Source organism: Chitinophaga sp. 05T412, assembly GCF_056396465.1.
The window spans coordinates 774,358-786,884 of the sequence record NZ_JBFTLN010000001.1 but is presented as its reverse complement, the minus strand read 5'-3'; the positions used below and the strand labels follow the sequence as shown (position 1 = coordinate 786,884).

General features: G+C 45.0%; 11 protein-coding genes. All 11 read left to right on the top strand.

Going from position 1 to position 12,527, the window contains the following annotated elements; all coding sequences use genetic code 11:
* The first annotated feature begins 9 nt into the window (after positions 1-9).
* Positions 10-1,098: an NADH-quinone oxidoreductase subunit G gene (locus tag AC1DFM_RS02995; RefSeq protein WP_477075242.1), complete on the top strand. Its 1,089-nt coding sequence runs from the start codon at positions 10-12 to the stop codon at positions 1,096-1,098.
* 21 nt (positions 1,099-1,119) lie between these two features.
* Positions 1,120-2,163: an NADH-quinone oxidoreductase subunit NuoH gene (nuoH, locus tag AC1DFM_RS02990; RefSeq protein ID WP_477075241.1), complete on the top strand. Its 1,044-nt coding sequence runs from the start codon at positions 1,120-1,122 to the stop codon at positions 2,161-2,163.
* A 48-nt stretch (positions 2,164-2,211) separates the two neighbouring features.
* Positions 2,212-2,715, top strand: coding sequence for an NADH-quinone oxidoreductase subunit NuoI (gene nuoI / locus AC1DFM_RS02985; RefSeq protein ID WP_477075240.1), 504 nt, complete (start codon positions 2,212-2,214; stop codon positions 2,713-2,715).
* A 53-nt stretch (positions 2,716-2,768) separates the two neighbouring features.
* Positions 2,769-3,269, top strand: coding sequence for an NADH-quinone oxidoreductase subunit J family protein (locus AC1DFM_RS02980; protein ID WP_477075239.1), 501 nt, complete (start codon positions 2,769-2,771; stop codon positions 3,267-3,269).
* 58 nt (positions 3,270-3,327) lie between these two features.
* The gene (nuoK, locus tag AC1DFM_RS02975; RefSeq protein WP_079469422.1) at positions 3,328-3,645 is read left to right on the top strand and encodes an NADH-quinone oxidoreductase subunit NuoK; all 318 of its coding nucleotides are present in this window, start codon (positions 3,328-3,330) and stop codon (positions 3,643-3,645) included.
* Positions 3,646-3,699: 54 nt separating this feature from the next.
* Positions 3,700-5,598, top strand: coding sequence for an NADH-quinone oxidoreductase subunit L (gene nuoL, locus AC1DFM_RS02970; protein ID WP_477075238.1), 1,899 nt, complete (start codon positions 3,700-3,702; stop codon positions 5,596-5,598).
* Between the two features lie 33 nt (positions 5,599-5,631).
* Positions 5,632-7,068, top strand: coding sequence for a complex I subunit 4 family protein (locus tag AC1DFM_RS02965; protein ID WP_477075237.1), 1,437 nt, complete (start codon positions 5,632-5,634; stop codon positions 7,066-7,068).
* Positions 7,069-7,130: 62 nt separating this feature from the next.
* Complete coding sequence (locus tag AC1DFM_RS02960; RefSeq protein ID WP_477075236.1) at positions 7,131-8,504, top strand: NADH-quinone oxidoreductase subunit N; 1,374 nt, start codon at positions 7,131-7,133, stop codon at positions 8,502-8,504.
* A gap of 199 nt (positions 8,505-8,703) precedes the next feature.
* On the top strand, positions 8,704-9,981 hold the full coding sequence (locus AC1DFM_RS02955) for an ABC transporter permease (RefSeq protein ID WP_477075235.1): 1,278 nt from the start codon (positions 8,704-8,706) through the stop codon (positions 9,979-9,981).
* A gap of 47 nt (positions 9,982-10,028) precedes the next feature.
* Positions 10,029-11,342 carry a gluconate:H+ symporter gene (locus AC1DFM_RS02950; protein ID WP_477075234.1) on the top strand — a complete coding sequence of 438 codons (1,314 nt, stop codon included), beginning with the start codon at positions 10,029-10,031 and terminating at the stop codon, positions 11,340-11,342.
* Between the two features lie 62 nt (positions 11,343-11,404).
* The gene (locus AC1DFM_RS02945) at positions 11,405-12,508 is read left to right on the top strand and encodes a D-TA family PLP-dependent enzyme (protein ID WP_477075233.1); all 1,104 of its coding nucleotides are present in this window, start codon (positions 11,405-11,407) and stop codon (positions 12,506-12,508) included.
* Positions 12,509-12,527 lie beyond the last annotated feature (19 nt).

Sequence of the window (12,527 nt, the reverse complement as noted above, 5' to 3'; positions counted from 1 at the left end):
TATAATAAGATGGCGGAGGAAAAAAAATTATTTAAGGTTAAAATCGATAACATCTCTGTAGAGGTGGAACCCGGTACAACCATACTGAACGCGGCCAGACAGATAGGAGGAGAAATAGTGCCGCCAGCCATGTGTTACTACTCCAAACTACAGGGTAGCGGTGGTAAATGCCGTACCTGCCTGGTGAAAGTATCCAAAGGTTCAGATGCCGATCCGCGCCCTATGCCTAAACTGGTGGCCAGCTGCCGTACTACTGTAATGGATGGTATGGAAGTAGCCAACATCACTTCTCCGGAAGTATTGGACGCACGTAAAGGTGTAGTGGAATTCCTGTTGCTGAATCACCCACTGGATTGTCCGGTATGTGATCAGGCCGGAGAATGCCACCTGCAGGATCTGAGCTATGAACATGGCGCAGACGCTACCCGCTACGAATTCAAACGCAGAACTTTTGATAAAGTAGACCTCGGCGATCATATCAAATTGCACATGACCCGTTGCATCCTTTGCTACCGTTGTGTGTACACTGCTGATCAACTCACTGAAAAACGTGAACACGGGATATTGGGCCGTGGAGATGCTTCCGAAATCAGTACTTACATCTCCCAATCCCTGGATAACGACTTTATCGGTAACGTGATTGATGTATGCCCGGTAGGTGCATTAACAGATCAGACCTTCCGTTTCAAAAACCGTGTATGGTTCCTGAAACCGGTAGATGCACACCGTAACTGCGAAAACCCTAAATGCTGCGGTAAAACAGTATTGTGGATGCGCGGTGATGAAGTATTCCGTGTAACAGCCCGCAAAGACAAATACGGCGAAGTAGAAGCATTTATTTGCGATACCTGCCGTTTTGATAAAAAAGAAGCGAAAGACTGGATCATTGAAGGTCCACGCAAAATAGAACGTAACAGCGTTATTTCTCAGGGTCACTATGTGAATACCGTGAAACCTAAAGATGCGCTGGTGGAAGTATTGGATGGAAGACAACCTAAACTGGTGTTTAATATTCACTCTGAAAGCCAGGTAAACAGACCGGAAATTGATCTTTCCAAGATCGCCGGCCCGGCTCACTCTGATGATTTTAAGAAGTAACAATCGTAATTACGTGTAAGTATGACCTTATTAAGCATAGATTGGTTTTTTATAATTGAAAAAGTACTCCTGATATCAGTGGTACTGGTGCTTTCACTGGTAGTGGCTATGTATTCTACCTGGGGCGAAAGAAAAGTAGCAGCATGGATACAGGATCGTATAGGTCCTAACCGTGCGGGTTTCATGGGACTACTGCAACCGCTGGCAGATGGTGGTAAACTCTTCTTCAAAGAAGAGATTATTCCTACCAACTCCAATCGGTTCCTCTTTATCCTTGGTCCGTCTATCGCCATGATGGTGGCCTGTATGACCAGCGCTGTAATCCCCTGGGGAGATAGCCTGGTAATTGCCGGTCGTACCATTTCCCTGCAGGTGGCCGATGTAAACATTGGTATCCTCTTCATTTTCGGTACCGTGAGCATGGGCGTGTATGGTATTATGATTGGTGGCTGGGCATCTAATAATAAGTTTTCCCTGCTGGCATCTATCCGTGCTGCTTCGCAGATTATCTCTTATGAGTTGCCGATGGGACTGGCTTTGATAGCTTTGCTGATGCTGACCGGCACCCTGAGCTTAAAAGACATCGTAGAGCAACAGCGCCATAGCTTATGGAATGTGGTGTATCAGCCACTGGGCTTCTTCATCTTCCTGATATGTGCTTTTGCAGAAACTAACCGTGCACCGTTTGACTTACCGGAGGCAGAGAACGAATTGAATGGTGGTTATCACCTGGAATATTCTTCCATGAAACTCGGTTTCTTCCTGTTTGCGGAATATATCAACATGTTTATCAGTTCTGCGCTGATTGCTACTATGTACTTTGGTGGTTATGCCTTCCCGTATATGGATAGCCTGGGCCTGGATGGCAACCTGCTCACGATTCTTGGATTCCTGGCGTTGTTTATTAAAACGCTTTGTTTCATATTTTTCTTTATGTGGGTGCGCTGGACTGTTCCGAGATTCCGTTATGATCAGCTGATGCGTTTGGGTTGGAAAATCATGATTCCACTGGCATTGGCGAATATGCTGATCACAGGAGCTGTAATACTGGCGCGTCAACATTAATATCATCTAATTAAATACACACCTTGGTGTGGATTAAATAAAGCATTTATGCAAGCATTAACAAACAGGGCAAAAGCAGTAGATCGCCGGCCGATGACCTTCGCAGAGAAGTTGTACATCCCGGCTATTGCAAAAGGCATGAGTATTACATTCAAGCACCTTTTTCAACGCAAGGCAACAGTGAGCTTCCCTGAGAAGAAGCGTGAGTTTAGCCCGGTGTTCCGTGGTTTACATGTATTAAACCGGGATGAAGAAGGACGTGAAAGATGCACTGCCTGCGGATTGTGTGCGGTAGCCTGTCCTGCTGAAGCCATTACCATGGAGGCAGCAGAAAGAAAACCAGGAGAAGAAAATCTGTATAGAGAAGAAAAGTATGCGGCGAAATATGAAATCAATATGCTGCGTTGTATTTTCTGTGGTTTTTGTGAAGAAGCCTGTCCTAAAGATGCGGTATATATGTCTGAAACCTTTGCTCCGGCAAACTATCAGCGTAAAGGGTTTATCTATGGAAAAGATGACCTGTTGATTCCTCATCCGAAAGAGAACAAATAATATTATTCACAGCGCACATTTAGCTAAAAATACAATAGTCAAACATAGCAGAGATGGGAATGAGTATACAACAAATAATTTTCATGGTGCTGTCGGTCATCGCGCTGGTGTCAGCGTTGGGCGTGGTATTGAGTAAGAATCCTGTGACGAGCGTATTGTGCCTGATCGTAACATTCTTTACCATTGCCGGGCATTATATCATGCTGAATGCCCAGTTTCTGGCAGTAGTGCATATCATTGTATATGCAGGCGCCATCATGGTATTGTTCCTGTACGTGATGATGCTGATGAACCTGAATGCTGAACTGGAGCCGCAGAAACGCAACTGGCTGAAATATGCAGGTGCTATCAGCGGTGGTGCTTTAATGGTAGTATTGGTAGCCGCCCTGCGGGATGCCAGCATGCCTGCGCTGAGCCCGGAGGCTACTGAAATTGGTTTGATTCAAAACCTCGGTCAGCTCCTGTTCAAACAATACGTAGTACCATTTGAAGTGAGCAGTATCCTGTTCCTCAGTGCAATGGTAGGAGCCGTAGTAATTGGTAAAAAAGACTAGCAATATACGGTTGACGGGATTTTCCTTGATTCGTAATTCGTAATTCGTAATTTATTTTATGCCTGTTCAATATTACATATTCCTGAGTATCGCCTTGTTTTGCATAGGTGTGATGGGTGTACTGATGCGCAGAAATGCGATCATTATTTTTATGTGCATAGAGCTGATGCTGAATGCGGTAAACCTGTTGATGGTGTCATTCTCCAAAATGTGGGCAGATGCAGGCAGGGTAGATGCCGGATCGGCGCAGCTGTTTGTATTCTTTATTATGGTGGTAGCGGCTGCAGAAGTAGCGGTAGGATTGGCTATCATTACGATGGTCTACAGAAATACACACTCAGTAGATATTAACATTCTTAACAGGCTGAAAAATTAATAATTCTGCTTTCTTAATTATTAACTTTTTCGACGTCGTAAATAGAATTGATAAATGATTAATCTAGTTTGGCTGGTACCATTTTTACCATTATTGGGTTTCCTGGTGAATGGATTGGGACGCAGATTTTTATCCAAGTCCCTGGTAGGATTTGTTGGCAGTGGCACCGTACTGGCGTCCTTTGTGATTAGCTTATTAATATTCCTGGAAGTGAAAACTCCGGGATTTTCCGCACAGGTAGTTACCCTGTTTGATTTCATTAATGTAGGTTCCCTGCATATTCCTTTTGCTTTCCAGGTAGATCAGTTGAGTGCCTTGTTCCTGTTGGTAATCACCGGCGTAGGTACCCTGATTCATATCTACTCCACTTCTTACATGCATGAGGAAAGTAACGAAAGTTTTGCCAGGTATTTTGCTTACCTGAACCTCTTCGTTTTCTCCATGCTGATCCTGGTGTTGGGCGCCAACTATGTGATGATGTTCATTGGATGGGAAGGTGTAGGACTTTGCTCTTACCTCCTGATTGGCTTCTGGTTTAAAAATACCAGCTACAACAACGCCGCCAAGAAAGCATTTATCATGAACCGTATTGGTGACTTGGGTTTCCTGATCGCCATCTTCTTTATGATCATGCAATTTGGAACAGTTACTTTCCCGGATGTATTTGCCAAAGCAGCGCCACTGGGCATGAATAACGGTATTATCACCGCTATTGCCATGTTGCTGTTTGTAGGTGCAATGGGTAAATCTGCCCAGATTCCTTTATATACCTGGTTACCGGATGCGATGGCGGGTCCTACTCCTGTATCTGCCCTGATCCACGCGGCTACCATGGTGACCGCCGGTATTTATATGATTGCGCGTAGCAACGTCATATATACCCTGGCGCCACATATCCAAACGGTGATTGCCATCATTGGTCTGGCTACTGCTTTGTTTGCGGCATCTATTGCGTTAAAACAAAACGATATCAAAAAAGTACTGGCTTATTCTACAGTGAGCCAGTTAGGTTATATGTTCCTGGCCCTCGGCGTAGGTGCTTACGGAGCGGCAGTGTTTCACGTAATGACACACGCCTTCTTCAAAGCGCTGTTATTCCTGGGTTCCGGCTCTGTGATTCACGCCATGGGCGGTGAGCAGGATATCCGAAAAATGGGCGGACTGAAAAAATTCATGCCTACTACGGCCTGGACATTCCTCGTGGGCTGTCTGGCTATTGCAGGTATCCCTGGTTTCTCCGGTTTCTTCTCGAAAGATGAGATCCTGGCACAGGCATATGCCAATAACCCGGTATTATATGTATTGGGCCTGATTGGTGCGCTGATGACCGCCTTCTACATGTTCCGTTTATACTACATTACTTTCTCTGGTAAGTTCCGTGGTACACACGATCAGGAACATCACCTGCATGAAAGCCCTGCTGCTATTACTATTCCATTGGTGATACTGGCAGTGCTCTCCATTTTTGGTGGTTATGTTGGTTTACCGGAAGTATTTGGAACGAAGAACCTGCTGGCAGAATACCTGGCACCGGTTTTTGCGCCTTCTGCTCCTTTTGTAGTGCCGCATCACCTGTCACATGGTACTGAATGGCTGCTGATGGGTGTGAGTAGTGCGCTGGTAATTGTATTCATCCTGTTTGCACGTCAGAAATTTGCGAACTATGAAGATGCGGGTACAGAAAGTACCGGTTTGGCAAAAGTGCTCGAAAACAAATGGTACATAGACGAATTGTATGATACTATCATCGTTAAGCCACTCTACGAATTAGGCCGTTTCTTCCGTGATACTGTTGAAAAAGCGGGTATCGACCGGTTGGTAAATGGTGTAGGCCGTGGTGTACAACTGGGCGGACAACGTATCCGGCTGTTACAAAGTGGTCAGGTAGGATTTTACATCTTTGCCATGGTGATTGGTATGATCGTATTATTTGTGATCGGATTCTTATTATAAACCAATAGCAGAAGTTACAAGCGCAGATAAATTATGTTGACAGTTTTATTAATATTGATTCCTTTCATAGCGGGCCTTATCGCATTTGGTCTGAAGGGGTCCGGACCGAAGGTACTGGGCATGATTTCATCGCTGGCAACAGTGGTGATTGCAATAGGAACCTGGTGTACGTTTCGCACCGCTCCGGATAATGTGAATTTTGTTGCCGACTGGATTCCGCAGCTGGGAAGTCAATTCAGGGTAGGAGTAGATGGAATGGGCGTGATGCTTTGCTTATTGACAGCGATTGCTTCTCTGCTTGTTTTCATCACCATTTATAACCGCAACTTCGAAAAGCCTGGTGCTTTTTATGGTTTGATGTTATTATCGCAGGCCGGCTTAACAGGTGTATTCACCGCTTTTGACGCCCTACAGTTTTACATATTCTGGGAACTGGCGCTGATACCTGTTTATTTCCTTTGCTCCATGTGGGGAGGAGAAAAACGTATCGCCGTTACCTTTAAATTCTTTGTATACACTTTCCTGGGTTCCCTGTTGATGCTGGTAGGTATTATCTACCTGTATTCCCTGACCCCTGATCATTCTTTCAGCTGGACTTCCTTCACTCATTTACAGGTGAATCCGGCAGATCAGAAATGGTTATTCTGGCTGTTTTTTGCGGCTTTTGCCATAAAAATGCCAATTTTCCCTTTCCATACCTGGCAGCCCGATACTTACGAGCAATCTCCTACCCCTGTTACCATGATCCTTTCCGGTGTAATGGTGAAAATGGGTTTATTTGGTGTGATCCGCTGGTTATTACCGGTTATTCCACAAGGAGCGGCGATGTGGTCTGACGTAGCCATCGTATTATGTATCATCGGTATCATCTATGCTTCCTGCATTGCCATGGTACAAAATGATCTGAAACGTTTGATTGCTTATTCTTCCATTGCCCACATCGGTTTAATGTGTGCAGCTATTTTTGCTAACACAGAACAAAGCCTGCAAGGGGTGCTGGTACAGATGTTTAACCACGGTATCAATATCATTGGTTTGTGGATCATTGTGGAAGTAATACAAAACCGTTTGGGTGTTAAGAACATGGATCAGCTGGGCGGAATGGCGCAGAAAGCTCCGCGCATGGCTATCTTCTTCGTTATCATCAGTTTGGCTAACATCGGTTTACCGCTTACCAATGGTTTCATTGGCGAGTTCCTGATGTTCAGCGGATTGTTCCAATATAATCACTGGTTTATGGCATTTGCCGGATTAGGTATTATCCTCGCTGCTGTTTATACCCTGGGTATGATACAGAAGGTAATATTTGGTCAGAGCAATGAATTAACCGAAACCACTACAGATTTACAGCCTGGAGAAACCCTGGCTTTGAGTCTGATTGTGATCATGATCATTGTGCTGGGTGTTTATCCCAAACCTATGCTGGATTTGGTGAGTGGCACTACGGAAGTGGTAAATCAATTATTCTGATATTTAGTAGTTGCTAAATAAAAGATGGAAAAATTTGTAACGGGGTTTTGTAACGCAAAAATATGAATGCACTAATTTCTACTGCTTTATCGGGCGTTGTACTGATGTTTGTTGGTTTATTTGTACGCAATAAGCAGCATATTAAATTTTTTGCCATCGCGGCCATCCTGATAGCATTTATTGCTAACCTGGCACAGTATCCGTCTGTGGAACTCGGCGGATATGTAATGTATGGCATGATTGAAGTGACCAAATTTGGTGTGATATTCAATGCGGTAGTGTTGGGAGCCACCTTGTTATATTTCCTGTTATCCGGCAGTGAGTTTGAAAAGGTAGGAGAGCATGTAGGTGACTACTTTGCACTTGTTTTCTTCATTCTGGCGGGTATTACGTTAGCTTCTTCTTTCAGCAACCTGCTGATGTTGTTCCTGGCTATTGAAATCATGTCTATCCCTCAGTACATTCTGGCGGGAGCAGACAAGAAGAGCCTGAAAAGCAATGAAGCATCGCTGAAATATTTCCTGATGGGATCTTTCTCTACTGGTATCCTGCTGATGGGTATTACCCTGATTTATGGAGCGGCCGGTACATTTGAAATTTCCGGATTAGGATTAGGTGCGGAAAGCGTTCATCCACTGGCGTTATGCGGTATTATTCTCATGGTATTTGCGTTATCGTTTAAAGTATCTGCGGCGCCCTTCCATTTCTGGACACCGGATGTATACGATGGTTCACCTACCGTGTTTACCTCTTTCATGTCTACCATCGTGAAGGCGGGTGCTTTTGTGGCCTTCCTGCGGATGTTCCATACTGCTTTTGCAGGTGGCAGCATCAGCCAGCATTGGACTTTAATATTATCTATTATCACCGCCGTTACCCTGATTGTGGGTAACTTCAGCGCTGTATTTCAACAGAGTGTTAAACGTATGCTGGCATACTCCAGTATTGCCCAGGCTGGTTTTATGCTCTTTGCAGTAGTGGCTATGAATAAACTGGGTGGACAGGGCATTGTGCTGTATGCTGCTGCTTATAGCATTGCTACCATCGGCGTATTTGCGGTATTGATGAAACTGAAAGACTATACCTTCGAAGGATTCAATGGTCTGGCACGTAAGCAGCCTTTACTGGCAGCGGCTGTGGCGGTATTCATGTTTTCACTGGCGGGTATCCCTATAACGGCAGGTTTCTTTGCGAAATATTTTGTGCTGTCTGCAGCTATCCAGCATGGTAACTTACTGTGGCTGGTGATCGTCGCAGTACTTTGTGCAGCTATCAGCGTGTACTACTATTTCCGCGTGATTATTGCGATGTATTTCAAAACCGGTGAGCCGGAAGTGGAGCCTATCTCTGGTGGCTTTAAAGCTGCCCTGATACTCACCATTGCTTTGGTGCTGGTGCTGGGATTATTCCCTAATCTGATACTGTGCTGGATCTAGGAAAGCTGAAAGCGTAAAGCAGAAAGCAAAAAGCTATTAAAGCGAATGACCGAAGGGAGGTAATTATTCATCTCCTTTTCGGTCATTCGCTTTAATAGCTTTTTGCTTTCTGCTTTACGCTTTCAGCTTTATGCCGTTCATCCCAAAACGGATAGATTAAATAGGTATATTACACTAACTTTATAGGTAACCCTTCATTATGCAATCAAGAGATATTTTTTCACTGGCATATCGTTCTGTAACCGGCAATAAGTTGCGCACTGGTCTTACTGTGGCTATCATCGCATTGGGCATTACCGTGCTGGTAGGCATTCTGACTGCGATAGACAGCATGAAGAGCAGTATCTATAGCAGTTTCGCCAGCATGGGGGCCAACAGCTTTTCGATTCGTAATCGTGGTATGCAGGTGCATATTGGTGACGATGACAATAAAGCGTCGAAGGGCAACAAGAATATTAAGAAGGTAAAAAAATCCAATAGCAATAAGATCATCACTTACCAGGAAGCCGTTGCTTTCCGCGATCGCTATCATTTTCCGGCAATTGTAAGCGTTTCTTTTCAAGCTACGGGTATTGCTACCATTTATAAGGATGAAAAGAAAACCAATCCTAATGTGCAGGTAATTGGGGGAGATGAAAACTATCTGAAGATTTCCAATTATGAGATTTCGCAGGGAAGGGATTTTAATCAGCTGGATGTAGAGTCAGGAAGAAACGTTGCCATTTTAGGGAAGGATGTGGCGGAGAAGATATTTGGGAAGGCAATGAAAAATGTGGTGAATAGCAGTATCCGCGTGGGAGATGTCCGCTATCGTGTAATAGGTATATTGGCAAAGAAAGGGAGTAGTAAAATGATGAGTGCGGATAATGTGGTGATTACTACTGTGAATAATACCCGTAGGGTGTTTAACCGTCCTAATGCCAGTTATCAGGTAGGGGTAAGTGTAAAAGATATTAAGCAGATGGATGCGGCCCAGGGAGAAGCTACCGGACTTTTCCGCATCATCCGTGGGTTGGCAGTCAACGAAGAAGATAACTTTACACTCAGCAAAAGTGATAGCATTGCTGAAATGTTATTTGCCAGCCTGAGTAAAGTGAATTTGTTAGCCATTGTTATTGCCTTTATTACACTGTTGGGTTCAGCCATAGGGTTAATGAATATAATGTTGGTGTCTGTAGCGGAGCGTACCCGTGAAATAGGTGTTACCAAAGCATTGGGTGCTACCAGTCATGTAGTGCGTACGCAATTCCTGTATGAATCCATTATTATCAGTGTAATGGGAGGAGTTATAGGCGTTATTATGGGGATGTTGGCAGGCAACATTGTTTCTGCCCTGTTGAGTTCTTCGTTTATCATACCCTGGTTATGGATTTTTATCGGAGTAAGTATCTGTGCTGCGGTGGGACTGGTATCCGGTCTTTATCCGGCCTATAAGGCGTCTAAATTAGATCCTATCATTGCCTTGAGATACGAATAATATTTTATTATCTTGTTGTTTTCCATGTTCATGTAAAACAGTAAGCTATGCCCTTATTGATCGTTATTGCAGCTATTATTTTACTGGTAATACTGGTAACCTGGCTGCGCTTGAATACTTTCCTCTCCTTTCTTATTGTGTCTTTGCTGATGGGGTTGGCGTTGCATATGAGTGTAACGGACATTACCCAGTCTATTCAAACCGGTATTGGGAAAACGCTGGGATCACTGATTGTGGTGATTGTATTTGGAGCGATGCTGGGAAAGCTGGTAGCGGAAAGTGGTGCTGCGCAACAAATTGCCGGCAAGTTAATGAACCTTTTTGGCCCCAGATACGTGCAATGGTCGCTGATGCTCACCGGGTTTATAGTAGGTATTCCACTGTTTTATACGATTGGGTTTGTATTGATGGTGCCGCTGATTTTTACGGTGGCGGCTCGTACAAAACTGCCGGCGGTATACCTGGGTATCCCCATGCTGGCTTCTTTGTCTGTTACACATGGTTATTTACCACCACATCCATCGCCCACTGCATTGGTAGCACAGTTTCACGCTAATATGGGCATGACGCTGGTGTTTGGAATCATCGTGGCGGTACCTGCCATTATTTTAGCAGGACCGGTGTTTTCCCGTTTCCTCAAACATTATGAAACGCCATCGGGGAAGTTATTTGTGGCGGCGCCGGTTCCGGAAGAACAGCTGCCGGGACTGTTTACGAGTCTTTTTACGGCCTTGCTACCGGTATTTCTACTGGCGGTAACTGCTGTTGTTAAATTATATACCAGCGAGGGGCAACCGGTATACCAAGTGGCCAGCTGGTTGGGAGACCCATTGATCGTTATGCTGCTGGCAGTATTGAACGCTATGGTGCTGCTGGGATTGAGAAGAGGGATGCCAGCAAAGAAAATACTGGGTTTTATGGATGATGCGGTAAGAGATGTGGCCGTGATCATCCTGATTATAGGAGGTTCAGGTGCACTTACGCAGTTGCTGCACGATAGTAAGGTAAGCAGTTATATTGCGGAAACGTTGCAAAACCTGCATCTGCATCCGTTGCTGCTGGCCTGGGGCATTGCCGCGATTATCCGGGTATGTATAGGATCTGCTACTGTAGCCGGATTAACCACGGCAGGTATCGTGGCGCCCATGATAGCCGCTTCCGGAGTAAATCCCAACCTGATGGTACTGGCCACTGGTGCGGGTAGCCTCATGTTCTCTCATATCAATGATGCCGGTTTCTGGATGTTCAAAGAATACTTTAACTTGTCAGTGAAGGATACCATCAAAACATGGTCAGTGATGGAAACAATTGTTTCCGTAACAGGGTTAATCGGGTGTTTGTTGTTAAGTATGGTAGTATAACGGAGATGGATATACGGAATGTGCTTTACAGGTAAATATAAATAGCGTCTAAATATTTTTTCATGGAATGGTATCAGTTAACAAACGCGGCGCAGGTGGATTCTCCTGCTGTTGTTGTTTATAAAGACAGGGTATTGGAAAACATTGCATTGCTGAAAACAATGATCGATGACATACAACGGTTACGCCCACACGTAAAAACAAATAAGATAGCGGAAGTGACGCAACTCATGCTGGAAGCGGGAATACAACGTTTCAAATGCGCTACCATCGCGGAAGCGGAAATGCTGGGTATGACCGGGGCGCCCGATGTGTTAATGGCGTATCAGCCAGTAGGACCCAAGGTAGTGCGTTTACTGGAGTTGGTGCAGAAATATCCGCAAACATCTTTCTCTTGTATTATAGATAGCGCAGATGCAGCTTTAGCTATCAGTGGTGCTTTTGCGGCGCAGGGACGTCGTTTGCCGGTATATCTGGATGTGAATGTAGGGATGAATCGCACCGGTATTAAACCCGGAAAGGCCGCATTGGAGCTGTATCAGTATCTGCATACTTTACCTGGTATTACTCCCGTAGGACTGCATGCATACGACGGTCATCTTCATGATACGGACATCACTATACGAAAGGAAAAATGCGATGCCGCTTATGCGCCAGTTGAAGCATTGGCAGCGCAGATTACTGCCGGTGGGCTTCCTGCTCCGGTGATTGTGGCCGGCGGTAGCCCTACCTTTCCGATACATGCCCAAAGAAAGGATATTCAATGCAGTCCCGGTACCTTCATTTTCTGGGATTGGGGATATGGCCGGAATTTACCGGACCAGCCATTTAAATGGGCCGCGCTGGTAATGAGCCGGGTAATTTCTGTAATTGATGAAACACATATTTGTCTGGACCTGGGACATAAATCAGTAGCCGCTGAAAATCCTCAGCCAAGAGTCCATTTTCTCAATGCACCAGCAGCTACGCCTGTATCCCAAAGTGAAGAACATTTGGTGTTGCAAGTGGCAGACTCGTCGCTATATCCGGTGGGCACTTTGTTTTATGGGGTGCCGTTGCATATTTGTCCTACGGTGGCCTTATATGAAAAGGCATATGTTGCGGAAGAGAACACGGTAACAGCAAACTGGCGCATTGTGGCGCGGGACAGACAAATTATTTTGTAGCAAAAAGGAGAAAGCATAA